The sequence below is a fragment of the Streptomyces sp. NPDC034086 genome, assembly GCF_055575515.1.
The window spans coordinates 36,002-60,082 of the sequence record NZ_JBVISM010000006.1 but is presented as its reverse complement, the minus strand read 5'-3'; the positions used below and the strand labels follow the sequence as shown (position 1 = coordinate 60,082).

Sequence of the window (24,081 nt, the reverse complement as noted above, 5' to 3'; positions counted from 1 at the left end):
GAGCAGAGCTGTGAGCGGCAAGGGCGCACCCGAACTGAGCGTGAAGAACTGCGGAGACCTCCGGGTGGCCGTGATCGCGGCCCAGTGGCACGAGAAGGTCATGGACGGTCTGGTCGACGGCGCCCTTCGGGCCCTGCACGAGCTGGGCATCGACGAACCCACCCTGCTGCGCGTCCCCGGCAGCTTCGAGCTCCCGGTCGTGGCGAAGGTGCTGGCCGGCCGCGGATACGATGCCATCGTCGCCCTCGGCGTGGTCATCCGCGGCGGCACCCCGCACTTCGACTACGTCTGCCAGGGCGTCACCCAGGGCCTGGTGCAGGTGTCGATCGACACCGGGGTCCCCGTCGGCTTCGGTGTCCTGACCTGCGACAACGACGAGCAGGCGCTGGACCGCGCCGGCCTCGAGGGGTCGAACGAGGACAAGGGGCACGAAGCGGTCACCGCCGCCGTCTCCACCGCCATGACCCTGCGCACCGTCAGCGAACCCTGGCGGTAGTCCACGGAGTGAACCCCGGCACCGGGGGCCCCGGGTGAACCCGTACCCTGAAGGCATCATGGCGAACACACCCACCAAGAGCTTCGAAGAGCTCTTCAGTGAACTCCAGCTCAAGGCCGCCAACGGCGACCCCAGCACCTCCCGCACCGCCGAACTCGTCGGCAAGGGCGTCCATGCCATCGGCAAGAAGGTCGTCGAGGAGGCCGCCGAGGTCTGGATGGCCGCCGAATACGAGAGCAAGGAAGCCGCCGCGGAGGAGATCTCCCAGCTGCTCTACCACGTCCAGGTGATGATGGTGGCGCGCGGGATCTCCCTCGACGACGTCTACGCGCACCTTTAGGCCGGAGCCCTTCGCACCGGGACCCCCGCCCCGCCCACACTTTCGCACCTACGCACCAAAGGAAGCCCATGCTGCGCATCGCCGTCCCCAACAAGGGTTCACTCTCCGGACCGGCGTCGGCGATGCTCCATGAGGCCGGCTACCGCCAGCGCAAGGAGTCCAAGGAACTCGTCACGGTCGACCCCGACAACGAGGTCGAGTTCTTCTACCTCCGCCCGAAGGACATCGCGATCTACGTCGCCTCGGGCAAGCTGGACATCGGCATCACCGGCCGCGACCTGCTGCTGGACTCCGGCGCCAACGCCGAGGAGATCCTGCCGCTGAACTTCGGCCGCTCCACCTTCCGGTACGCCACCAAGCCCGGCACCGCCAAGGGCCCCGAGGACTTCGGCGGGATGACGATCGCCACCTCGTACGAGGGGATCGTCGCCAAGCACCTCGCCGACCAGGGCATCGACGCCTCCGTCGTCCACCTGGACGGCGCCGTCGAGACCGCCATCGAGCTCGGCGTCGCGCAGGTCATCGCCGACGTCGTCGAAACCGGCACCAGCCTGCGCAACGCCGGCCTCGAGGTCATCGGCGAACCCATCCTCAAGTCCGAGGCGACCGTCATCCGCCGCACCGGCGCCACCGCCGACGACCCCAAGGTCGCCCAGTTCCTGCGCCGCCTCCAGGGCGTCCTGGTGGCCCGCAGCTACGTGATGATGGACTACGACTGCCGCGCCGAACACCTCGAGCGCGCGGTCGCCCTCACCCCGGGCCTGGAATCCCCGACGGTCTCCCCGCTCCACAACGAGGGCTGGGTCGCGGTCCGCGCCATGGTCCCCGCCAAGGACGCCCAGCGGATCATGGACGACCTGTACGAACTCGGCGCGCGGGCGATCCTCACCACCTCGATCCACGCCTGCCGCCTCTAGCGGACCGCCCGGCCGGGTCCGTCAGCGGACCCGGCCCGGCGCGCCGCACGGCGCACCACCCCCCGCGCCCTCCCTCCCGCACCACGCCCCGTCCAGAAGGCCCAGCGCACCATGAGCGAGTCCGCCGCCCAGCCCGCACCCCCCGCCCTGCCGGTCACCTTCCGGCCGAACCGCACCCGGGCGGTGCTGCTGGGCGTCGGTGCGGCGATGTTCGCCACGATCACGGCGATCGCCCTGCTCCTGGAGAACCTCGGCCCGGGCGAGCGGATGAGCTTCGTCCTCACCGCCGTCCTGCTGAGCTCCGTCCTCGTCCTGCTCAGCCGTCCCAAGGTGGTCGCGGACGAGAGCGGCGTCACCGTGGTGAACCTCACCACCACCCGCCGCCTGGCGTGGGCGCAGATCCTGCGGGTCAACCTCCGCCCCGGCGACCCCTGGGTCTTCCTCGACCTCAGCGACGGCACCAGCCTGCCCGTCCTCGGCATCCAGCCCGGCATCGCCAGGGCCCGCGCCATCGCCGACGCCCGCGCCCTGCGCGCCCTCGCCGAAACCCGCGGAACCGGCACGAACGGCCACTGACGCCGCCGTGCCGCGCCGCTGCGTCCCATTGCGGCGGCGATCTCAATGACTACCCTGGTGGCGGGGCGCACCCGTGCGCCCTCCCACCGCCCCGGGACCCCGTGGCCCGTGGGCCCCTGCGACCAGAGGAGTGACTCCCTCCAGCAATGGACGGACCGTCCGGTAGTACCCGCGCCGCCCTCCCCACGGAGGCGGCGGCATGACCATCCCGCTACTGCTGCTCGTGGCGGCTTTCGCACTGATCCTCGCCAACGGTTTCTTCGTGGCGGCCGAGTTCGGCCTCGTCACCGTCGAGAAGCCCGAGGCCGAGCGCGCCGCAGCCGAGGGCGACCGCCGTGCCCGCACGGTCGTCGCAGCCCTGCGGGAGCTGTCCTTCCAGCTCTCCGGCACCCAGCTCGGCATCACCATCACCTCCCTCGTCGTCGGCATGCTCGCCGAACCGGCCCTCGCCGCCCTGCTGTCGGGGCCGCTCACCGCCACCGGCCTGCCCGCGGGCGCCGTCTCCGGCGTCGCCGTCTTCATCGGCATGCTGCTCGCCTCCGCCGTCCAGATGGTCGTCGGCGAGCTCGTCCCGAAGAACTGGGCGGTCTCCCGGCCGCTCCAGGTCGCCCGGTTCGTGGCCGGCCCGCAGCTGGTCTTCTCCCGGGCGTTCCGGCCCGTCATCGCCGGCCTCAACTCCGTCGCCAACCGCCTCGTGCGGGCCCTGGGCGTCGAGCCGGCCGAGGAGATGGCCTCCGCCCGCACCCCCGGCGAACTCGTCTCCCTGGTCCGTCATTCGGCCCAGGCGGGCGCGCTCGAACAGGACACCGCCGACCTCTTCGTACGGACCCTCTCGCTGGGCGAACTCACCGCCCAGCACGTCATGACCCCCCGCGTGAAGGTCAGCGCCCTCCAGCACACGGCCACCGCGGCCGACGTGCTGAACCTGACCCGCGCCACGGGCCTGTCCCGCTTCCCGGTCTACCGCGAGCGCATCGACGAGGTCACCGGCGTCGTCCACCTCAAGGACGCCCTCGCCGTGCCCGAGTCCGAACGCGCCCGTACCTCCGTCGGCCGGATCTGCGTCGCCCCGCTGCTGGTTCCCGGCTCCCTGCCGGTGCAGCCGCTGCTGGAGCGGCTGCGCAGCGAACAGCCGATGGCCGTGGTCGTCGACGAGTACGGTGGCACCGCCGGCGTGGTCACCCTGGAGGACATCGTGGAGGAACTCGTCGGAGAGGTCCGCGACGAGCACGACCTGGCCGAGGACGACAGCCCCGAGCTGGCCGCCGTACCCGCCGACGACGGCCGGCCCTCCTGGGAGGCCGACGGCAGCTGCCGCGTGCACACCCTGCGCCGGATAGGCCTCGACGTGCCCGAGGGGCCGTACGAGACCGTCGCCGGGCTCGTCGCCGACCTCCTCGGCCGCATCCCCGCCCCGGGCGACCGCGCTGAGCTGCCCGGCTGGAGGCTGTCCGTACGCCAGGTCCGGCGCAACCGCGCGGAGCGGGTGCGGCTGGTCCGCCTCACGGCGGTCCCGGCCCCCGCGAGCGCCCAGCCGGCCGCCCAGCTCGAAGGTGCCGCCCGGTGAACGCGCTCCAGCTGCTCTTCGCCCTGCTCCTCGTCCTGGCCAACGGCTTCTTCGTCGGTGCCGAGTTCGCGCTCGTCTCCGTACGCCGCAGCCAGATCGAGCCCCTGGCCGGCGAGTCCAAGCGGGCCCGCCAGGTGCTCTACGGCCTGGAGAACCTGCCGCGCATGATGGCCGCCGCCCAGTTCGGCATCACCCTGTGCTCGATCACCCTCGGGGCGGTCGCCGAGCCCACGGTCGCCCGGCTGCTGGAGCCGGTCTTCCACGCCGCGCACGTGCCCGAGGGGCTGATCCATCCCCTCGGTTACGCGGTCGCCCTGTCGGCGGTGGTCTTCCTGCACCTGGTCATCGGCGAGATGGTCCCGAAGAACCTCGCCATGGCCGCCCCCGAGAAGGCCTCCCTGTGGTTCAGCCCCGGACTGGTCGCCTTCGCGCGCCTGTGCGGCCCCGTCACCACGGCCCTCGGTGCGTGCGCGGCGCTCGTCCTGCGGCTGTTCAAGGTCGAACCGAAGGACGAGGTGGAGGCCGTCTACACCAGCGCGCAGCTGGGCCGGCTCCTCAAGGACTCCCGCCGGGCCGGGCTCCTCGAACCGGTCGAGCAGGAGCGCCTGGAAGACGCCCTGGAGCTGGGCAGCCGCACGGTCACCGACGTCCTGCTCAGACGCGACCGCCTCGTCACGGTCGACCCGGCCGTCACCCCCCGCCAGATCGAGCAGCTGACGGTGCGCACCGGCTACTCGCGCTTCCCGGTCCGCTCCGAGACCGGGGCCTTCATGGGGTACCTCCACGTCAAGGACGTCCTCGACCTGGAGGACCGCGAGCGGGCGGTGCCGCAGCGGGTGTGGCGCCGGATGACCACGCTGTGCTCCACCCTCCCGCTGGACGACGCCCTCAGCGTGATGCGACGCGACGCCACCCACCTGGCCCAGGTGGCCGACCCGTCGGGCCGGATCCTGGGCCTGGTGGCCCTGGAGGACGTCCTGGAGATGCTGGTGGGCGAGGTCCGCGACCCGGCCCACCGCCCGCACGCCCGCGTCTGACCGCCCCGGCGCGGGCCGAACGCGGGCCGCGCCGGGCCTCAGGCCGGGATGAGCGCCTCCCACTCGTCCCGGCCCGGGCCGTCGTACGCCGGGGAGAACTCCGGGCGGGCGGCCAGCCAGGCCGTGACGTGCCGGTCCACCTCCTCGGTGGCGTAGGCCTCGGCGGCGGGCCGCAGGAGGTGGCGCACCTGGGCCCGGGCCCGCATGACCACGGGGTCGTCGAAGGCGCAGGCGCCCACGGCCGCGGCCCGCCGGTCCGTGAGCGGCGCACTCTCGGCGAGGCGCCGCTCGTTGCCCCGGTCGGCCGTGACCTGGGCGTCGAACCACGGGCGCAGGGCCTCCGCCGTCCAGGCGTGGTAGCCGGCCGGGTCCGCGGCGATCCCGTCCGCGTGGGCGGCGAGGTGCCGGGCGGCGCGCAGACCGAGGGCGGCGCCGTGCCCGAGGGTCGGGTTGGTGTGGATCAGGCTGTCCCCGGCGTTGACCAGCCCGGCGACCACGGGTCCGGCGTCATCGGCCAGGGAGGTCCAGCGGTTGTCCAGGCCGGCCATCGCCAGGACGGGAGACCGTGGCTCGGGGTCCAGGCCGAGCCAGGCCGCCGCCGCGGGGAAGCGGCGGGCGGCGGCCTCGAACACGGCGGGGTCGGTGAGCGCGCCACGGGTGGGATCACCCGTCGAGACGACGAGGTGCACCGCGAAGGTGTCGTTGTCGGAGGGAAAGACACCGGCCAGCGCGAACGGTGAGGCGGAGCCGGTCCTCACCCTGCCGGGGTGGCGGGGTCCGTCGGCCCGCAGCTCGTACCAGCGGCACAGATAGGCCAGCCCGGTGCGGTGGCTGTCGACCACCGGCGGGCGGCACCCGGCCGCGACGAGCCACGCCGGAACCGGCGAGCGCCGGCCCGAGGCGTCGACCACGAGGTCCGCCGGGTGCGTCCGGTCGCCCACCCGCACGCCGGTGACCCGCGGAGGACGGCCCTCGTCGAAGACGAGGCCGCTCACCCGGGCGCCCCGCCGCACGTCGACCGCGCACTCCCGGCGCACGGCGGCGGCCAGGGCGGCCTCCAGCACGATGCGGCGGGTGCGCAGGGTCACCAGCTCCTCGTCGCCGGCCCGGTGCGGCGGATGCTCGCCGAACCAGTCGAACTCGTGGTACTCCCGGGCGCCGCGTGCCAGCAGGTCCGCGTACACGTCGGGTGTCTCCGTGCGCAGGACGGTGCGCACGGGGGCGAGGAACGAGTGCGGCTGGACGGCTTGCGGGACCCGGGGCCTGCGCCAGTGGAAGAAGTCCCGGTCGAGGTCCTCTCCGGCCTCCCGGGAGTCCTGTTCGAACAAGGTGACCGGGTGGCCCCGCCGCCCGAGCATGAGCGCCGTTCCCAGCCCGCTGATACCGCCGCCGATCACTGCAACCCGCGCCATCGAGGCTCTCCTTCGCGCCGTGTTGCGGGTCGAGCCTACCCTCTCGATGATCTTCGACGGGACCGGGTTCCCCTCCCCGGCCGCACCGGTCCGGCCGGAGCGGGGCCGGGGTGCCGCGCGGTCCGGCGCGTCAGGACGGGCTCGGGCCCCGGCCCGAGAGGACCTCGCCGTAGGCCTGCATCAGGTCCGGCAGGCGCAGCGTCGCCAGGTCCTCGCGCGACGGCTCCCCGGCGAAACCGGCCAGCCGCAGGTCCCGGTACGCGCAGCTCTTCTCGTACAGGGTCCGCAGGAACCGGCCGTTGCCGAGCTCGTCGATCCAGCCCTGCTCCACCACGTGTCCGCTGATGCTGCGCAGCTCCTCCCGCGCCTCCTCGTCCCAGCAGTCGCCGTTCGCCTCCGCGAGCACCCCGCCGATCGCGGTCAGTTCCGCCGGCCGGTAGCTCGGGAAGTCCACGCGGGTCGTGAACCGCGAGGACAGGCCCGGATTGGCGGCCAGCAGCCGGTCCATCCCCGCCGGGTAGCCCGCCAGGATCACCACCAGGTGGTCCCGGTTGTCCTCGGCCCGCTTCAGCAGCACCTGGAGGGCCTCGTCGCCGTACGCGTCACCCTTGCTGTAACCCGAGTTGGACAGGCTGTACGCCTCGTCCACGAACAGCACCCCGCCGATCGCGGAGTCGATCAGCTCGTTCGCCTTGACGGCGGTCTGCCCGAGGAACTCCCCGACCAGGTCGGCCCGTTGCGCCTCCACCAGGTGGTCCCCGCCCAGCAGCCCGAGCGCGTAGAAGACCCGCCCCAGGATCCTGGCCACCGTGGTCTTGCCGGTGCCCGAGGGCCCCGAGAAGACGAAGTGCCGCTTCGGCGGCTGCACCGGAAGTCCCTGGGCGGCCCGCAGCCCGGCCATGTGCAGCTGCGCCGAGAGCGCCTTCACCTGCCGCTTCACCGGCTCCAGGCCCACCATCCGCTCCAGTTCCGCCAGGGCCTCGGCGAGCAGGGCCGGATCGGCGGGTCCGGCGGGGACGCCGGGCGGGGCGCCCTGCGGGGGCACCGGCAGCCGGTGCCGTACGCCCTCCGGCCGGCCCGTCCCCGGCGGCTCCCCGGGCGTCGGGGGACCGGCCTCCGCCTGCCCGTCCGGCGCGATGTCCTGGACCGGCCCCCCACCGCCGCCGCCCCCGCCGCCCAGCGCGACCGCCGCGTAGTGCCCGGCCGAGCCCTCGCTCAGATGGCCGCCGTAGCCGCCGTACCCGAAGGCGTCGGCCATTCCCGCCATGTCGTCGGGGTCGGTGCTGTCCTCGATGGCCGTCAGCCGCGCCGCGGTGTCCATGAACGCCGGGTCCACCCGGTGCACCGCCCGGTACAGCGGCAGCGCCGCCGCGCTGCGCCCGGTGCCCTCGCGGGCCCTCGCCAGCCAGTACCGCAGCTCCTTGCGCTGGGGCTGCTCGCTGCGGCACCGCATCAGCGCGGCCGACAGCAGGGGCTCCGCCTGCCCGTACATCTCGAGCCGGACCCGGGCCATCCCGCCGAAGAGCCCCGCCTCGATCCCGAGGAGCGGGTCGAGCACCAGCGGCTCGGTGTGCCGTACGAGCTGCTCCCAGTCCTTGACCAGGTAGGCGCGGCAGGCGTGCAGGAACCGTACCTGGGGGTCGGTGTCCACCGGCGGCAGTGCGGCGAGGGCCTGGTCCAGCTCGGGCACGTGGCGGCCGTCCAGCCAGTGCGAGGCGTGGGCCAGCAGCAGGTCCCGCCGGCTCTCCAGCACCGGCTGCACCCACCAGCCCAGCCAGTACCAGGAGTTGAGGGTCCGCCGGTGCCGGGTGCGCTGCTCGCCGAAGCGGTCCCGGTGGGCGTACATCCGCAATAAGGCGTTGGTGGTGTCCACCCGCAGCGCGTGCAGTCCCAGCCAGGCGTCGGCCATGGTGGGATCCAGCCCGACGGCCGTGCGGAACTCCTCCTCGGCCTGCGGGTAGGCGCCCATCGTGCAGGCGTCGACCCCGCGCAGCCAGGCGAGTTCGGCCGGAGCGTGTGCGCTGCCCGGCATGCCGAAGTCCATCACATCCCCCACAAGCATGCCCCGTGGTGCGCGCCGAACTCCGCGCCGCGCACGCGAGTTGCCGACCCCGCCGATGAAATCAGGGCTGCATCGTACCTGCGGTGACGCACCTTACCCAGGGTGCGGTGGGCACCGGTCGTGGACGTGCCCGGGAGGCGCGGGGTGACTCAGGGTGAGGAGTGGTGGGCGGAGCGGCGCGTGCGGCACCGGTCCGGGACAGGGCGAAGCCCCCGATCACGGGGGAACAACCGGGGGCTTCGCGTCCGCAGCGGCCTTCGCAGACCGCGCATTCAGAACGTACGGCGGTTGCCGGGCCCGGGTCAAGCGGGTCGGGCAAGCCCCGCGCGGCCGTCGGACCGGGCCCGCTCAGCCCTGGGGGAGTCCGTGACGCTCGGTGACCGAACGGGCGGTTCCCGGGGTCGCAGAAGCCCCGGAAGTCCACTCGTATCCCGTACCGCTCTGGCGTACCAAGGTGTCGGCGAAGGGGCGTGAAGGGTCGTCCGAGAAGTGCGCGAGTTCCGCGCGCTCCCATCCGTCCCAGAAGCCGGACAGTTCGCGCCCGTCCCGGTTCCGTCCGCGGCCCCAGGACTCTGCGCGCGGGGTCTCCATCCACAGCAGCCGCGCCAGACGGGGCCGCAGCGCCCGCCGGCCCGCCCCGACGCCCTCGACGAGCAGCACGGGCGCCGGCCGCAGCACCCGCTCCGGCCCGAAGCGGCGCTCCACCCAGTCGTACGCCGCCCAGTGCGCGGCCCGTCCGGCGGCGAGCGGCTCCAGCACCTGCGCCCGCAGCCGTTCCGTCCAGCCGAACGGCTCCTCGTGGGTGGCCACGTCGTCCAGGTGCAGCACCGGCGCGCCTCCCAGGGCCGTCGCGAGCCGCTCGGCGAAGGTGCTCTTGCCCGAGCCGGCGTGCCCGTCGATGCCGACCAGCCGGACGGGACCGAGGGAGGGCGGCAGGGCGGCGATCTCCCGCGCGAGTGACTCGAGTGACTGCTGAGGCTCCACCCGGCCAGGGTAAGGGGGGCGACACGGGGCCCGGGCTTCGCGGTCGTGCGGCCGGGAACTGGAAGGGTGGAGCAGCCGCACCACCAGCCGACCCCCTGGGGGAACACGCCGATGACCGCATCCACGCCACGCAGGGCCCTGCTGGCCGTCGCCCTCGCCGCCGCCACCGCGGCCACCGTCCCCGCGGGCCGCGCCTCGGCGGCCTCCGCCCCGACGGGCACCTCGCAGCCGACGGGCGCTCCCGATCCGACGGACGCCTCCGGTCCGACGGACGCCTCCGGTCCGACCGGCACGGCGGCCGCGGCCCGTACGGTCGACAACCGGTTCTGGTACGCCCACGCCCACTGGCGGGCCGGCACGCACCGCGGCACCACCGCCGTCGCCGGTGCCCGTCCGGGCCTGGAGATCGCGGCCCGGGCCGGCCGCACCGAGTACACCGACCCGCACACGGGCCGCACGTCCACCTGGGAGTACGCCACCTGGACCTCGCCCGTGCACCGCTCCACCGTCCCGGCCACCGAGGCCGTCGCCTCCTGGAACGCCCGCACCCCGGCCGGCACCTGGGTCCAGACCGAGCTGCGCCCCTCCTACGGCGACGGCACCCGGGGCCCCTGGTACGTGATGGGCCGCTGGGCCGCCGGGGACGGCGACATCCGGCGCACCTCCGTCGACGGCCAGACCGACGGCCGGACCACCGTCTGGACCGACACCCTGGCCGTGGACGCCCCGGCCGCGGCCGCCGGCCTGCGCATCACCGGCTGGCAGCTGCGCCTCACCCTCCACCGCAAGCCCGGCGCCGCCCGGGGCCCGAGGGTCTGGCTGGCCGGGGCGATGGCCTCCGCCGTCCCGGACCGGTTCACCGTCCCGGCCACCGCCCCCTCGGGGCGGGCGCACGAGCTGAAGGTGCCGCGCTACTCGCAGGAGGTCCACGCCGGCCAGTACCCCGAGTACGACAACGGCGGCGAGGCCTGGTGCAGCCCCACCTCCTCCCAGATGGTCATCGAGTACTGGGGCCGCAAGCCGAGCGCGGCCGCCCTGGGCTGGGTGCGCCCCGGGTACGCCGACCCCCAGGTCTGCCACGCGGCCCGCTCGACGTACGACGCCGCGTACAAGGGCTGCGGGAACTGGCCCTTCAACGCCGCCTACGCGGCCACCTACCGCGACATGGCCGGCGTGGTGACCCGGCTGGCCTCCCTGGCCGAGCTGGAGACCCTGGTCCGGGCCGGGATCCCGGTCATCACCTCCCAGTCCTTCCTCGCGCACGAGCTCACCGGGGCCGGCTACGGCACGGCGGGGCACCTGATGGCGGTGATCGGCTTCACCGCGGCCGGGGACGTCATCGCCAACGACCCGAACTCGGCGGACAACGCGTCGGTGCGCCGGGTCTACGAGCGCCGGGAGTGGGAGAACGTGTGGCTGCGCACCAAGCGCCGCAACGCCGCGGGGAAGACCGTCTCGGGCAGCGGCGGCGTCTGCTACCTCTACGCCCCGGCCCGGCCGGGCGCGGACCAGGTCAGGGCCCTGCGGGAGGTCGGGGTGCTGTGAGGGGGCGGGCTCCGGGAAAGCCCCGTTGGTTCGGATGGCTGAATGGGCGAAATGCGGGCATAAAGGTCATGTAAGGCTTCTCTAGGAGGCAGCCCACCATGACCACCCATTCGAGCATCGAACACCACCCGGACCTTGCCGAGATGCGGACTCGGTTCGAGCGGGTGACCAGCACTCCCGCCGCGCAGGCCGTGGAGGCACTGGCCCTGATCACGGGCCTGTACCTGGCGGCTTCGCCATGGATCGCCGGGTTCAGCGTGCTGGGCCCGCTGGCCATCAACAACCTGATCGCCGGTCTGGCCTTCTGCCTGTGCATGGGCGGGCTGGGGACGGCGTACGAGCGCACCCACGCGATGGCCTGGACGGCGGTCGCGATCGGCGCCTGGACCATCGTGGCCCCCTGGGTCATGGCCGGTGAGATGGACACGACCCGCAGTGTCGTCAGCAACGTCATCACCGGCGCGGTCGCCCTGTGCCTCGGCCTGGCCATGGTCGCCATGGGCGGTCGCCAGCGCACGGGGAACGCGGCGCACACGGCCCGTACCACCCGTACGACGCCCTAGCGGGAACAGCGTCCCGCCGCCGGGCCCCGGCAGCGCCTCCGCACTCCGGAGGCCGCCGGGGCCCGGCGGCGTGACCGGTGCCACCAGTGACCGTCGTCATATACCGCGAAAGCCGTGAAGGCTGGCACATTGGACGGCATGACCGCACACACCGCAGCCCTCACCGCTCACGCCCGCCGCCTCGTCGGCACCGGCGGCCCCAAGGAAGACTCCGCCTGGCTGGAGCACGTGCTCGGCTGGACCCTGGTCGTGGTCCTGGCCATGTTCGTGACGCAGCTCGGCCTGCTGTAACCGCCGCGCCCCCGCCACCGCGCCGGCCCCGCCGAGGCGGCACGGGGCGCGATCGGGGGGTTCGTCCCCGCCTGTCCCACTCCTCCAGCCCCTCCCGAGGAACCCCCGAGCGCACCGGGTGATCATGACGATTCCGCACCGGTGACGTAAAGCGCCTGATCGGGCATACTCAAGCCGCCGCAGCCGCTGTTCGAGCCCTTCCGCGATCCGGGAGGGCAGCATCGGCTGTGAGAGCACCGAGACCCGGCGGCGCGTCCCACACCTCACGCGTCGCCGCCGTGCCCGACGAGGGAGGAGAGCGCCGCCATGACAGACCGCGCCCCGCAGCCGGTGGACCGTCAGCTGCCCACCGAGGAGTCCCGGGACCTCCTCGCGCTCGTACGAGAGATCGCCCAGCGGGAGATCCGCCCGCACGCCGCCGACGAGGAGGAGACCGGTCGGTTCCCCCGCGAGGTCTTCACCCTGCTGTCCGAGTCCGGTCTGCTCGGACTCCCGTACGGCGGCGAGTTCGGCGGCGGTGACCAGCCCTACGAGGTCTACCTCCAGGTGCTGGAGGAACTGGCGGCCGCCCGCCTGACCGTCGGCCTCGGCGTCAGCGTGCACTCCCTGGCCTGCCACGGCCTCGCCGGATACGGCACCAAGGAGCAGAAGGCCGCCCACCTGCCCGACATGCTCGGCGGCGGGCTGCTCGGGGCGTACTGCCTCTCCGAGCCGGCCGCCGGCTCGGACGCCGCCTCGCTCACCACCAAGGCGGTCCGCGACGGCGACGACTGGGTGATCACCGGCACCAAGGCCTGGATCACCCACGGCGGTGTCGCCGACTTCTACACCGTCCTCGCGCGCACCGGGGCCCCCGGCGCCAAGGGCATCACGGCCTTCCTCGTGCCCGGCGACGCCCCCGGCCTCACGGCGGCCGTCCCCGAGAAGAAGATGGGCATGAAGGGTTCGCCCACCGCCCAGCTGCACTTCGACGGGGTCCGCGTGCCCGACGCCCGGAGGATCGGCGAGGAGGGCCAGGGCTTCACCATCGCCCTCGCCGCCCTGGACGCCGGCCGGCTCGGGATCGCCGCCTGCGCCATCGGCGTGGCCCAGGCCGCGCTGGACGAGGCCCTCGCCTACGCGCTCGGCCGCAGGCAGTTCGGCCACCCCATCGCGGACTTCCAGGGGCTGCGGTTCATGCTGGCCGACATGGCCACGAAGATCGAGGCGGGCCGGGCGCTGTACCTCGCGGCGGCGCGGCTGCGGGACGCGGGCAAGCCCTTCTCCCGGCAGGCGGCGATGGCCAAGCTCTTCTGCACGGACGCGGCCATGGCCGTCACCACGGACGCGGTGCAGATCCTCGGCGGCTACGGCTACACCGCGGACTTCCCGGTGGAGCGGCTGATGCGCGAGGCGAAGGTGCTCCAGATCGTGGAGGGCACCAACCAGATCCAGCGCATGGTCATCGCCCGCCACCTGGCCGGCCCGGAGACCCGCTGACGCCGGACGCGTGACGGCTCTCGGCCGCCCGGGTGAACCCGCTCGGGTTCTGCCGTGTCGCCGGGAGCCGCCCGGGCCGGGCGGAGAAGATCATGGGCGGTGATCCGTCCCACGCGCTCCGGACCGTCCCTGCCGTACATGCTGCTCCTCGCCCTCCTCGCCCTCCTCGCGGTGCAGGGCGGAGCAGGGCGGGCCCGGGCCGCCGGGGCGGTGGACTTCTGCCGGGCGGACCAACTGCGCGGGGCCGAGGTCACCGCGTCGGCGGAGTTCGCCCACCGCGGCCGTGACGACACCCTTCTCACCAGCGTGATGGAGATCCGGGTTCCGACGGGCTGGGAGCACGCCCCCGACCTGCTCCTGGACGCCCGTTCACCGCGTTACCGCTCCGCCCTGCGCTGCCTGCTGGGCAAGGTCACGCAGAAGAGCACCTACGACGTCACCGAGTGGCGGCTCAAACCGCTGACCGTGACGGCCGACGGCACCTGGACCACCGTCCACTACGAGGCCGTCGCCTGGGTTCAGCAGCTCGGCCCCTACCCCGTGGGGCCCTGGCAGCTCGACGCCCGAAGGAACGAGTGGACCATCGCCCTGCGGCCGCCGCCGGCTCTGGCCGGGGCCACCTGGGAGGAGGTGCGGGTCCGGCTCGGCGGCCCCGGTGCCATGTCGGTCACCCCGGCGCCGGCCTTCGGGGAGAAGGGCACCGAACTGAAGTGGCGGAACCTGGAAGGCGAGCGGACCTTGCAGGTGGCGTTCCGTCCGCCCCCGGCACAGCAGTGGCTGGCCATCACCTGGACCGAGGGCGAGTTCTGGGAGACCTTCGGCCTCGACAGCGCTTCGGGTGCCTTCTGGCCCCTGGAGGCGAGTGCGCTGCTGCTGCTCTGTGCCAGGAGGCTCCGGCGCGGTCTGGGCGACGCCCTGGCGCCGAAGGAGGAGCAGTCGCTCCGGCTGATGAAGACCTGGGCGCTCCTGCAGGCGCTGTGCGGCCTCGTGGTCTACCTGGGTGACAACGCCTTCCGCTTCATCAGCGGGCAGATGGGCTGGGCGCGGTATTACGAGTCGGGTGTCTGGCTCTTCACCCTGCTGGCGCTCGGGCTCGCCCTCTGCTTCCTCGGCAGGGTGGGGAAAGCCTTCCTCACCGGGGCGTGCGCCTTCACCGCCTGTCTGGCGGCAGCTCACGTCTATGTCGAACGGTCCGAGTCCACCCTGTTGACCAGCAGCGACACCGCGATCCAGCCGCCCGGCTCCTGGATCGTGCCGCTGGTCCTGCTGGCGGTCGTCTTCGTGTGCGTGCTCGGGCTGCTCTCGTCGGGACAGAGGCTCCTGCTCATCGGCGAGGGAGGGCTGCCGCGCCGGCTCATGGCTTCGGTCTCCTTCGTGGTGGCGGTCTCGGCCGTCCTGTGGGCCTTCGTCGCCTTCGAGCGGGCCTGGGAACACCGCACCTGGCTCGCCGACCCCGGCTGGCAGACGTACGGACAGCAATGGGACACCGCCTACGACGAGTGGTGGTGGTGGTTCCCCAACGAGGCCCTCTCCTCTCTGACGCAGCTGGCTTCCTATCTGACACCGCTGGTCCTGGTGGGGGCGCTCCGGGTCTGCCGTTCCGAACACCGCGAGGAAGACTCGTTCACGCCCGACCGGGCCGAGAAATTCCTGCTGGTGGTCCTGTTCGTGCTCACCGCGGTACCCAGCTACGCCTGGTACTACGGTTTCTCGGGCGACATCGTCGTCCTGGTCATCAGCCTCGCCGCGGTCTGGGGGCTGCTCGCTCTGGGACAGGCCAGGTCCGTGCTGGAGCAGCCCTCGGCGGACAACATCCCGCTCGGGAGGACCGTATCGAGGACCGACCGCTCCGACCTGCTGCGCCTGGCGCGACGCTTCCGGCAGCTCCAGGCGCGGCTGCAGCGCGCGGGCGCCGGCCAGTCCGCCGAACGCACCCCGACGCAGGAGTCGATCGAGCACGAGATCGACGCGTTGGACCGGTGTCTGCCGGAAGGGGTGCGGCCGGTGGACCTGCCCTTCGCCTGCGGGCCCATGCCCACGTGGTGGGGCAACGCCTGCCGGGGCGCACTCGTCGCGTGCTGGGTCGGCCTGCCCGCCACCGCCCTGATGTACTGGACGGAGATGATCCGCAACGAATCGTGGCTCGTGATCACTCAGTCCGGCAGCGGCTTCTTCCACATCATCGCGGAGGTCCTGTTCTGGCAGTCCACCTGGGTGGCCGGAGGGTTCTTCCTCGGGGCCCTGTGGCGCGACCTCCCCGGACGGCACGGGCCGAGCAAGGCGTTCGGTGTCGCCGCGGCCTTCGCCGTTCCGGTCGCGGCCCACCAGGTGATCGCCCAGACCATCGGTCAGAGCATGCAGGGGACGACCCCGGCCATGGCCTCCTTCGCCTCGGTCATGACGTTCACCGGCCTGGTCATGGACGTGCAGACCTTCCAGAGCGAGCGGCGCTACTGGCCCACCAGCGCCGGCCTCGTCGCGTACGTCTACCAGATGCGCTTCGCCTCGCTGGCGTTCTGCCTGGCACAGCTCGTGGCGGTCGTCACGATCTGGAAGACCCTGCGCGAAGGGGGACCGCTGTCACCCCCCTCCCGGTGAGCCGGCCGGCACGCGTCCGCTCAGGATTCGTACAGCGGGCCGCTCGGCCAGATCGGGGAGGTGGCGATCCGGGACCACTCCGGGTCGCGCCGGCCCGGCAGCGTGCGGCCGTCGGCGGCCCAGCGGGCCAGCAGGTCGCCGTAGATCGGCGGGTCCGGCTGGCGCGGCCGGCCGTGCTGGCGGCCCGGCTCCGGAACCGCCTGCTGAACCGATTCTTCGTACCCCGGCGGGGTGGGGCGCCGCCTGCGCCCCACCCTCGCCGACGGCGTTTCGAGGGTGGTCATGCACCGCCAACGCCGGATCCGACGCACGGGTAACCCCTCCCCGCCCGCGCCCATCCGTTCGAGCCGTCCCACGCGCGCGGGGGCGTGCGCCCCGTGCCGCCGCCCCGCCCGGCGCCGTGGCCGGGAGTGCCGGGCCGTCCGGGCGTGCCGCGGCACTGGTCGGCAGCGGGCGATCTGACGTACCGTCATATCCGCTCAGCGGCCCTGCCCGCCCGCGCTCCAGGAGGTTTGCCGTGCCCGCGGACCGTCCCGTCGCCCTGGACGAATACCCCGTCCACCAGGCCCCGTTGTCGATGAAGCACCACGTCAGCGGGGACCGCAACGCCTACGACCGCTGCATCTTCCACGTCTTCGACCACGCCGGCCGCGCCGTCCTCGTCCTCGGCCTCGGCGTGTATCCCAACGCCGGGGTCATCGACGCCTACGCCACCCTGCGCCTGGGCGGTGAACTCCTCGCCGTCCGCGCCTCCGACGCCCTCACCGACGACCGGATGAACCTCTCGGTGGGACCCCTGTCGATCACCGTCGACGTACCGCTCAAGCGGCTCACCCTGCGTTGCGACCCCGACCCGGCGGACCCGCACGGGCTGTCCTGCGACGTCACCTGGACCGCGGAGTTCCCCGCCGTCTGGGAGCCCCACCACGTCCAGCGCCGCGGCGACCGGCTCATGCTCGAAGGCCGCCGCTTCGTCCAGGCGGGCGGCGTCACCGGCACCGTCCGGGCCCGGGGCGAGGAGTTCACCGTCACGCCGGGGGAGTGGACCGGCACCCGCGACCGCAGCTGGGGCGTACGTCCGATACCCGGCGAGGACGGCGGCCGCGCCGCGGAGGAACACCGTCCCGAGGGCTTCCACTGGCTCTGGATCCCCGTCCGCTTCGAGGACCGCTTCCTGATGGTCATCGCGCAGGAGGACGCCGACGGCCACCGCACCCTCAACGAGGCCGTCCAGGTCTTCCCCGAGGACAGCGGCCGCCACGACGTCCAGCTCGGCTGGCCGCAGACCGAGATCCGCTACCGGCCCGGCAGCCGCCACCCCGAGAGCGCCGTCGTCCACCTCACCGAGCCGTCCCGCAAACCCCTCGAGCTCGGCGTGCGGATCCTCAACTCCTCCCCGCTCGCCATCGGCGCCGGCTACCCGCCCGCCACCGACTGGCAGCACGGCACCTGGCAGGGCCGGGGCTGGACCGACCGCCGCGCGTACGACCTCTCCGACATGGCCGCGCACCCCATGGCCGCCTTCGGCGTCACCGACCACTCGGCCCGCTTCACCCTGGACGGCCGGACCGGCTTCGGCATCTTCGAACACGGCAGCTTCGGACGGCACGACCCCAGCGGCTTCGCCGACCACTCCTCCGTCGCGCCCTGACCACCTCCAGAGAGGAAGCGCCGCCCATGGCCACGGCACCCCGCCCGCGCACCTCCACCCGCGAGCCCGAGGAACTCGGCCGCCGCCTCGCGGCCTGGCTCGACGGCCGCCTCCCGGGCGCGAAGGTCGTCAACACCTCGGTCCCCGCCTCCAACGGCATGTCCAGCGAGACCCTGCTCTTCGACATCGAACACCCCGACGCCCCCGTACGCGCCTGCGCCCTGCGGCTGGCCGCCGACCCGGCCGCCTACACCGTCTTCCCCGCCTACGACATGCCGCGCCAGCACCGGGTGATGAGCCTGGTCGCCGAGCACACCGACCTGCCCGTCCCGCGCGTGCTGTGGCTGGAGGAGGACCCGGTGCCGCTGGGGGCGCCCTTCTTCGTGATGGCCCGCGCCGAGGGCCGCGTACCGCCCGACGTCATGCCCTACACCTACGAGGGCAACTGGCTGCACTCCGCCACCGACGCCGAGCGCGCCGGACTCCAGGAGGCGACCGTCTCCCTCCTCGCCCGGCTGCACGACCGGTTCCCCGCCGAGGAGGCCGCGTTCCTGCTCCCGGCGGGCGAGGGCAGCCCGCTGCGCCGTCACGTCGACGCGCAGCGCGCCTACTACGAGTGGGTGGTGTCCGGCCTGGCGCGCTCACCGCTGCTGGAGCGGGCCTTCGACCGGCTGGAGGAGCTCTGGCCGGCCGACGAGGGCGAACCGGTCCTCAACTGGGGGGACGCCCGCATCGGCAACATCGTCTACGACGGGTTCCGGCCGGTGGCCGTCCTCGACTGGGAGATGGCCGCCTACGCCCCGCGCGAGGTCGACCTCGGCTGGACCGTCTACCTGCACCGCTTCTTCCAGGACCTGACCGAGGGCTTCGGCCAGCCCGGCCTGCCGGACTTCCTGCGCCGCGAGGACCTGGAACGCCGCTACGCGCAACTCACCGGCCACACCCCCGCGCACATGGAGTTCCACACCCTGTACGCGGCCCTGCGGCACGGGATCGTCATGCTCCGCATCGCCTACCGGCAGGCGCACTTCGGCGAGGTGGAGGTCCCCGCCGACCCCGACGGCCTGATCCTGCACCACGCCGGCCTGGCCGACATGGTGCAGGGCACCTACTGGTAGGCGCGACGGCGGGCGCTGAGCCCGCTCAGGCGGCCTGCGCGTGCTGGCTCTTGCTGGGCAGCGGGGCCGCCTCCGGCCGCACGGGACGCGAGCCCGGCCCGCCGACGTGCGAGAACGGCTGCGTGCGCCAGTCCAGCCCCTGCGGCAGGTCGAGGTGCACGACGGCCTCCAGCTCCTGCTGCTCCGGCAGGAGCGCCCCCAGCGTCGGCAGCGCGTCCGCGACCGGGCGGCCGGTGCCGGCGCACACCGTGAGACCGAACGGGTTCCACGGGGTCAGGCACAGCGCGTGCTGCGGAAGGTGCTCCTCGTCGGCGACGAGGGCGATCGACTGCCCGCAGTCGGGGCAGACCGCGTGGTGGACGTCGAAGTCCTCGGCGTCGCCGGGTTCGAGGTACTCCCCGTCGTCCGCGTAACCGGTTCCGACGGATTCCAGGGGCTCCGGTTCGGTACGGCCGGCGCGCTTGGTGTTCTGCATGGATGTATTCCCCCTTGGGTGGGCCGGGCGGGCAGGTACTTCGGCCACGGCCACACCAAGCACTTCCCGTCGCGCGGCACGAGTAACCACCAGAGCGGGATGTACGCCCGTACATGCCTGTGGCTTTGGTCACATGCCCGCCGCAGGTGCCACTTCTGCGTGGACACCGCTGTGCCTGGAGCGGCTCGGGGCAATAGGTTGTGCGGCTATGAGCGCAATGGAGGAGCTGGACCGCCAGATCGTGGATCTGCTCGTGCGGGACGGGCGGATGAGCTACACGGACCTGGGCAAGGCCACGGGCCTGTCCACGTCGGCGGTCCACCAGCGAGTACGCAGGCTGGAGCAGCGCGGCGTCATCCGCGGGTACGCGGCCGTCGTGGACCCCGAGGCGGTCGGGCTGCCCCTGACGGCCTTCATCTCGGTCAAGCCCTTCGACCCGAGCGCCCCCGACGACATCGCCGACCGGCTGGCGGGCGTACCCGAGATCGAGGCCTGCCACAGCGTGGCGGGCGACGAGAACTACATCCTCAAGGTGCGCGTGGCCAGCCCCCTCGAACTGGAGGACCTCCTCGGCCGGCTGCGGGCGCTGGCCCACGTCTCCACCCGCACCACAGTGGTCCTCTCCACCCCCTACGAGGCCCGTCCGCCCCGCGTCTAGGAGGCCTCCGGCGGATCTCGGGGCGCGCCGCCCCGGCGCGCGGGGTCGCCGTCCCGCCCGGGGCCCCGGCACGGCCGCGGCCGCCCGCCCCCACCCGGGGAAATCCGCGGCGGGCGGAGGGGCGAGACTGGTCCCCATGACCGACCGCACCTCCTCCGCCGACGCCGCCGGAGCCCACGCCCCCACCGCCGCGACCACCCGCACCGTCCTCCTGCGCGGAGGCGAGGTGCACAGCCCCGCCGACCCCTTCGCCACCGCGATGGTCGTCGAACGCGGCCGCGTCGCCTGGGTCGGTTCCGAGGGCGCCGCCGACGCCTTCGCGCAGGGCGTGGACGAGGTCGTCGACCTCGGCGGGGCGCTCGTCACCCCCGCGTTCACCGACGCCCACGTCCACACCACCTCCACCGGCCTCGCCCTCACCGGCCTCGACCTCACCGGGGCCCGCTCCCTCCCCGAGGCCCTCGGCCTCGTACGGGCGTACGCCGAACGGCGGCCCGCCGACAGGGTGCTCCTCGGCCACGGCTGGGACGCCGCCCGATGGCCCGAACGCCGCGCGCCGCGCCGCGCCGAGCTCGACGAGGCCGCCGGGGGCCGGCCCCTGTACCTGAGCCGGATCGACGTGCACTCGGCCGTGGTGACCACCGCCCTGCTGGACCTCGTCCCCCAGGTGCACCCGCACGGCGACGAGCCGCTGACCAAGGACGACCACCACGCCGTGCGCCGGGCCGCGCTCGGCGCGCTCGGTCCCGCCCAGCGCGCCGAGGCGCAGCGCGCGGCCCTGGACCGGGCGGCCTCCCTCGGCATCGGCTCCGTGCACGAGTGCGGCGGGCCGGACATCTCCTCCGCCGAGGACTTCACCGGGCTGCTGGAGCTGGCCGCCGGGCACCCCGGCCCGCGCGTCCACGGCTACTGGGCCGACCGCGACCTCGCCCTGGCGAAGGAACTCGGCGCGGTCGGCGCCGCCGGCGACCTCTTCGTGGACGGCGCCCTCGGCTCGCACACCGCCTGCCTGCACGCGCCGTACGCCGACGCCCCGCACACCGGCACGGGCTACCTCGACGCCGCCGAGGTCGCCGAGCACGTGGCGGCCTGCACGGTGGCGGGGCTCCAGGCCGGGTTCCACGCCATCGGGGACGCCGCCGTGGCCGCCGTGGTCGAGGGCGTGCGCGCGGCCGCCGAGAAGGTCGGCCTGGCCCGGATCCGGGCCGCCCGCCACCGCGTCGAGCACGCCGAGATGATGACCCCGGACACCATCGCCGCCTTCGCCGAGCTCGGTCTCACCGCCTCCGTGCAGCCCGCCTTCGACGCGGCGTGGGGCGGGGAGGACGGCATGTACGCCGACCGGCTCGGCGCCGACCGCGCGCGCACCCTCAACCCCTTCGCCGCCCTGCTCAAGGCCGGTGTCCCGCTGGCCTTCGGCTCGGACGCGCCCGTGACCCCGCTCGACCCCTGGGGCACGGTCCGCGCCGCCGCCTTCCACCGCACACCCCAGCACCGGATCTCCGTACGGGCCGCCTTCGCCGCCCACACCCGGGGCGGCTGGCGGGCGCTGGGCCGCGACGACGCCGGCACCCTCGTGCCCGGCGCCCCGGCCGACTACGCCGTCTGGCAGACCGGTGAGCTGGTGGTCCAGGCCCCCGACGACCGGGTCGCCCGCTGGTCCACCGACCCCCGCTCCGGCACGCCCGGCCTGCCCGACCTGAGCCCGGGCGGCGCCCTTCCGGTGTGCCTGTCGACGGTGGTCGGCGGCCGGGAGGTATTCGTACGGCCACAGGGGTGATCCACCCCGCCTCGGTGCGGTACCGGCGGCCCGGCCCGGATAGGTTCGGCCCGGTCCACCACAGGACGTCCCCGCCGGACCGCTCCGTCCGCCCCGCGCGCCCGCGCCCGGTGGGCGAGGGAAGGTTTCACCGGCGGGGGCGCCCCCGGCGACAGCCGGGGGAGGGTGGCCCCGGACCGGGCCCGGCGGCCCAGTAGACAACGGTCACGGCGGCCCGCGGCCAGCGGGAGCCGGGCCGGCCCGAAGGGCCGCCGGTCCCGGTCGCCGGCTGTTCTAAAATCGTCCTGCTGTGACGGGATGTACGAAGAACACACAAGGGGACCCAGTGAGCGACGGCGGACAGCGGACCTACGGGCCCCTCGGCACCACTCTGGTGATCATTCCGACGTACAACGAGGCCGAGAACATCGGCCTGATCACCGGCCGCGTCCGCGCCGCCGTCCCCGAGGCCCACATCCTGGTCGCGGACGACAACAGCCCCGACGGCACCGGCAAGCTCGCCGACGAGCTGGCGGCCGCCGACGACCACGTCCACGTCCTGCACCGCAAGGGCAAGGAAGGCCTCGGCGCCGCCTACCTGGCGGGCTTCGCCTGGGGCCTGGAGCGGGGGTACGGCGTGCTCGTGGAGATGGACGCCGACGGCTCCCACCAGCCGGAGGAGCTGCCCCGGCTGCTCACCGCGCTCGGCGGCGCCGACCTCGTGCTCGGATCCCGCTGGGTGCCCGGCGGCCGGGTCGTCAACTGGCCCAAGAGCCGCGAGGTCCTCTCCCGCGGCGGGTCCACGTACTCCCGGCTGATGCTGGACGTCCCGATCCGTGACGTCACCGGCGGCTACCGCGCCTTCCGCCGCGAGACCTTGGAAGGGCTCGGCCTGGACGAGGTCGCCTCCGCGGGCTACTGCTTCCAGGTGGACCTGGCCCGCCGGGCCGTCCGCAAGGGCTTCCGGGTCGTGGAGGTGCCCATCACCTTCGTCGAGCGCGAACTCGGCGACAGCAAGATGAGCAAGGACATCGTCGTCGAGGCCCTGCTCCGGGTCACCCAGTGGGGCCTGAAGGAGCGCGCCGCCAAGCTGGGCGGCAGGCGCCGCGCCTGACCCGGCCCCCCGGGCCGACCCCTAGGGGAGGCCCGGTACCTCCGGCTGAGACCGCTTTTACGCCGCTCCGGGCACACTGGAGGGTATGACGACCGGCACTGGTTCACTGAGGACCGGCACTTCGACGGCCCCCCGGCGGCGCTCGCCCGCCCGTACCCTCATCCCCCTGGCGGTCGCCGCCTGGCTCATCCTGGAGATCTGGCTGCTCGGCCTCGTCGCCCGGGAGGCCGGCGGTCTCGCCGTCGCCGCGGTGCTCGCGGGCGGCCTCGTGCTGGGCGTGGTGGTCATCAAGCGGGCCGGCCGCCGCGCCTTCAAGAACCTGACCCGCAGCTTCCAGCAGGCCCAGGAGCAGGCGATGGCGGGCGGGACGCCCTCCGCCCCGCCGCCCCGGAAGGGCTCGGGCAACGCGATGACGATGCTGGCCGGGCTGCTGCTGATCATGCCCGGCCTGCTCTCCGACGCGGCCGGCCTGCTCCTGCTGCTGCCGCCGGTACGGGCCTTCGCCGGGCGCCGTGCCGAGCGCACGCTGGAGCGGAGGATGGCCGCGGCCGCCGCGGGCGGCTTCGGTGAGGCCTTCACCCGGGCCCGGATCCACCGCCCCGACGGCAAGGTCGTCCAGGGCGAGGTCGTCCGGGAGGACCCGCCCGGCCGGCAGCCGGGCCCGGACCCGGACTACCGGCCGCCGCTGGCGCCGTAGCCACGCGGCGCCGGGAAGGAACCGGACGAGAACCGGACGAGGACGACGCCGAGGGGCCCCGCCACTGATGTGGCGGGGCCCCTCGGCTGTCGTGCTGCGTCCGCTCTCAGGCGGACTTGCGGCTGTCGCGCGGATGCACGGCAATGTTCATGGCGCCGGAGCGCAGGACGGCCAGCCTCTCGGCCAGCACCTCCTCCAGCTCCTCGCGGGTGCGCCGCTCCATGAGCATGTCCCAGTGCGTTCGCGCGGGCTTGCCCTTCTTCTCTTCGGGCCCGTCCCCGTCCACCAGGAGTGCCATGGCGCCGCACGCCTTGCACTCCCACTCCGGCGGAATCTCTGCCTCAACCGAGAACGGCATCTCAAATCGATGTCCGTTCTGGCATGCGTACTCCACCGCCTGGCGCGGGGCCAGATCGATGCCGCGGTCCGTCTCGTAGCTGGTAACCACGAGCCGCGTACCGCGGAGAGCTCGCTCACTCATGAATCGTGCCTCCCGGGCTTGTCGCCCACAGGACAGGTGTCGCTGTCGTCGTCATCCGGTCAACGTCCGGTCGGCGGTATAGATTCCCGCTCCGGGTCACGCGTCGCCCGTCGTGCCGCCCCTTGTTGTACCCACCAGTGCCCGTTTTGTCACATCTGGCAGCAGATGTCACCCAACGTCTACACTTCTTATGCGCGCAGTAACGCTCCGCCTGGCAGGCCAAAGGCGTACACTACCGGCCCTTTGCCGCAACGTCGAAAT

At 73.6% G+C, this 24,081-nt stretch carries 23 protein-coding genes; 17 read left to right on the top strand and 6 right to left on the bottom strand.

All coding sequences use genetic code 11. The features are described 5' to 3' along the window. Window positions 1-10: 10 nt before the first annotated feature. From ribH to ACZ514_RS16695, 6 genes are all read left to right on the top strand, one after another. Window positions 11-496: a 6,7-dimethyl-8-ribityllumazine synthase gene (ribH, locus tag ACZ514_RS16720; protein WP_007262951.1), complete on the top strand. Its 486-nt coding sequence runs from the start codon at window positions 11-13 to the stop codon at window positions 494-496. A gap of 58 nt (window positions 497-554) precedes the next feature. Next, window positions 555-836, top strand: a complete 282-nt coding sequence (locus ACZ514_RS16715; RefSeq protein WP_388943709.1) for a phosphoribosyl-ATP diphosphatase — start codon at window positions 555-557, stop codon at window positions 834-836. Between the two features lie 68 nt (window positions 837-904). Next, window positions 905-1,753, top strand: a complete 849-nt coding sequence (gene hisG, locus ACZ514_RS16710; RefSeq protein ID WP_468168834.1) for an ATP phosphoribosyltransferase — start codon at window positions 905-907, stop codon at window positions 1,751-1,753. A 111-nt stretch (window positions 1,754-1,864) separates the two neighbouring features. Continuing rightward, window positions 1,865-2,329: a PH domain-containing protein gene (locus tag ACZ514_RS16705; RefSeq protein WP_468168831.1), complete on the top strand. Its 465-nt coding sequence runs from the start codon at window positions 1,865-1,867 to the stop codon at window positions 2,327-2,329. Window positions 2,330-2,528: 199 nt separating this feature from the next. Continuing rightward, a complete protein-coding gene (locus ACZ514_RS16700) occupies window positions 2,529-3,896 on the top strand; it encodes a hemolysin family protein (protein WP_468168828.1) in 1,368 nt (455 codons plus the stop codon). Then, window positions 3,893-4,933: a hemolysin family protein gene (locus tag ACZ514_RS16695; RefSeq protein ID WP_468168825.1), complete on the top strand. Its 1,041-nt coding sequence runs from the start codon at window positions 3,893-3,895 to the stop codon at window positions 4,931-4,933. Before ACZ514_RS16700 ends, ACZ514_RS16695 begins: the two co-directional genes overlap by 4 nt. A 38-nt stretch (window positions 4,934-4,971) precedes the next feature. On the opposite strand, the gene ACZ514_RS16690 is transcribed toward ACZ514_RS16695, so the two are convergent. The 3 genes from ACZ514_RS16690 to ACZ514_RS16680 all read right to left on the bottom strand — a co-directional run bounded on the left by ACZ514_RS16690 (window position 4,972) and on the right by ACZ514_RS16680 (window position 9,391). Further along, window positions 4,972-6,345, bottom strand: a complete 1,374-nt coding sequence (locus ACZ514_RS16690) for an FAD-dependent oxidoreductase (protein ID WP_468168822.1) — start codon at window positions 6,343-6,345, stop codon at window positions 4,972-4,974. A 130-nt stretch (window positions 6,346-6,475) separates the two neighbouring features. Then, window positions 6,476-8,389 carry an AAA family ATPase gene (locus ACZ514_RS16685; protein ID WP_468699966.1) on the bottom strand — a complete coding sequence of 638 codons (1,914 nt, stop codon included), beginning with the start codon at window positions 8,387-8,389 and terminating at the stop codon, window positions 6,476-6,478. Between the two features lie 366 nt (window positions 8,390-8,755). Further along, entirely contained in the window at window positions 8,756-9,391 is a 636-nt protein-coding gene (locus tag ACZ514_RS16680; protein ID WP_468168815.1) for a uridine kinase family protein, read from the bottom strand. Window positions 9,392-9,502: 111 nt separating this feature from the next. Between ACZ514_RS16680 and ACZ514_RS16675 the strand changes: the two genes are divergently transcribed. The 5 genes from ACZ514_RS16675 (at window position 9,503) to ACZ514_RS16655 (ending at window position 15,867) form a co-directional block, all read left to right on the top strand. After that, entirely contained in the window at window positions 9,503-10,936 is a 1,434-nt protein-coding gene (locus ACZ514_RS16675) for a peptidase C39 family protein (RefSeq protein ID WP_469125037.1), read from the top strand. Between the two features lie 98 nt (window positions 10,937-11,034). Next, window positions 11,035-11,499, top strand: a complete 465-nt coding sequence (locus ACZ514_RS16670; RefSeq protein ID WP_468168809.1) for an SPW repeat protein — start codon at window positions 11,035-11,037, stop codon at window positions 11,497-11,499. Window positions 11,500-11,637: 138 nt separating this feature from the next. After that, complete coding sequence (locus ACZ514_RS16665; protein ID WP_468168806.1) at window positions 11,638-11,790, top strand: SCO1431 family membrane protein; 153 nt, start codon at window positions 11,638-11,640, stop codon at window positions 11,788-11,790. A 306-nt stretch (window positions 11,791-12,096) separates the two neighbouring features. Next, window positions 12,097-13,269, top strand: a complete 1,173-nt coding sequence (locus ACZ514_RS16660; protein WP_468168803.1) for an acyl-CoA dehydrogenase family protein — start codon at window positions 12,097-12,099, stop codon at window positions 13,267-13,269. A gap of 99 nt (window positions 13,270-13,368) precedes the next feature. Then, a complete protein-coding gene (locus ACZ514_RS16655; RefSeq protein WP_469125036.1) occupies window positions 13,369-15,867 on the top strand; it encodes a DUF6185 family protein in 2,499 nt (832 codons plus the stop codon). Between the two features lie 20 nt (window positions 15,868-15,887). Here ACZ514_RS16655 and ACZ514_RS16650 read toward each other — a convergent pair whose 3' ends face one another. Then, a complete protein-coding gene (locus tag ACZ514_RS16650) occupies window positions 15,888-16,151 on the bottom strand; it encodes a hypothetical protein (protein ID WP_468168797.1) in 264 nt (87 codons plus the stop codon). A gap of 233 nt (window positions 16,152-16,384) precedes the next feature. Here ACZ514_RS16650 and ACZ514_RS16645 point away from each other — a divergent pair, with 233 nt between their 5' ends. Both ACZ514_RS16645 and ACZ514_RS16640 read left to right on the top strand, forming a co-directional pair. After that, window positions 16,385-17,518 carry an Rv3169 family protein gene (locus ACZ514_RS16645; RefSeq protein WP_468168794.1) on the top strand — a complete coding sequence of 378 codons (1,134 nt, stop codon included), beginning with the start codon at window positions 16,385-16,387 and terminating at the stop codon, window positions 17,516-17,518. A gap of 26 nt (window positions 17,519-17,544) precedes the next feature. Beyond that, window positions 17,545-18,636, top strand: a complete 1,092-nt coding sequence (locus tag ACZ514_RS16640; protein WP_469125035.1) for a phosphotransferase family protein — start codon at window positions 17,545-17,547, stop codon at window positions 18,634-18,636. A 25-nt stretch (window positions 18,637-18,661) separates the two neighbouring features. Here ACZ514_RS16640 and ACZ514_RS16635 read toward each other — a convergent pair whose 3' ends face one another. Then, complete coding sequence (locus ACZ514_RS16635) at window positions 18,662-19,111, bottom strand: hypothetical protein (RefSeq protein ID WP_468168788.1); 450 nt, start codon at window positions 19,109-19,111, stop codon at window positions 18,662-18,664. Window positions 19,112-19,328: 217 nt separating this feature from the next. Between ACZ514_RS16635 and ACZ514_RS16630 the strand changes: the two genes are divergently transcribed. The 4 genes from ACZ514_RS16630 to fxsA all read left to right on the top strand — a co-directional run bounded on the left by ACZ514_RS16630 (window position 19,329) and on the right by fxsA (window position 23,339). Then, on the top strand, window positions 19,329-19,769 hold the full coding sequence (locus ACZ514_RS16630; protein WP_164721043.1) for an Lrp/AsnC family transcriptional regulator: 441 nt from the start codon (window positions 19,329-19,331) through the stop codon (window positions 19,767-19,769). Window positions 19,770-19,905: 136 nt separating this feature from the next. Continuing rightward, window positions 19,906-21,549, top strand: coding sequence for an amidohydrolase (locus ACZ514_RS16625; RefSeq protein WP_468168785.1), 1,644 nt, complete (start codon window positions 19,906-19,908; stop codon window positions 21,547-21,549). Between the two features lie 325 nt (window positions 21,550-21,874). Continuing rightward, complete coding sequence (locus tag ACZ514_RS16620) at window positions 21,875-22,642, top strand: polyprenol monophosphomannose synthase (RefSeq protein ID WP_469125034.1); 768 nt, start codon at window positions 21,875-21,877, stop codon at window positions 22,640-22,642. 85 nt (window positions 22,643-22,727) lie between these two features. Next, window positions 22,728-23,339: an FxsA family membrane protein gene (gene fxsA, locus ACZ514_RS16615; protein WP_468699984.1), complete on the top strand. Its 612-nt coding sequence runs from the start codon at window positions 22,728-22,730 to the stop codon at window positions 23,337-23,339. A gap of 106 nt (window positions 23,340-23,445) precedes the next feature. Here the strand turns inward: fxsA and ACZ514_RS16610 are convergent, their stop codons facing one another. Beyond that, window positions 23,446-23,820: an RNA polymerase-binding protein RbpA gene (locus ACZ514_RS16610; protein ID WP_007262928.1), complete on the bottom strand. Its 375-nt coding sequence runs from the start codon at window positions 23,818-23,820 to the stop codon at window positions 23,446-23,448. Window positions 23,821-24,081: the final 261 nt, after the last annotated feature.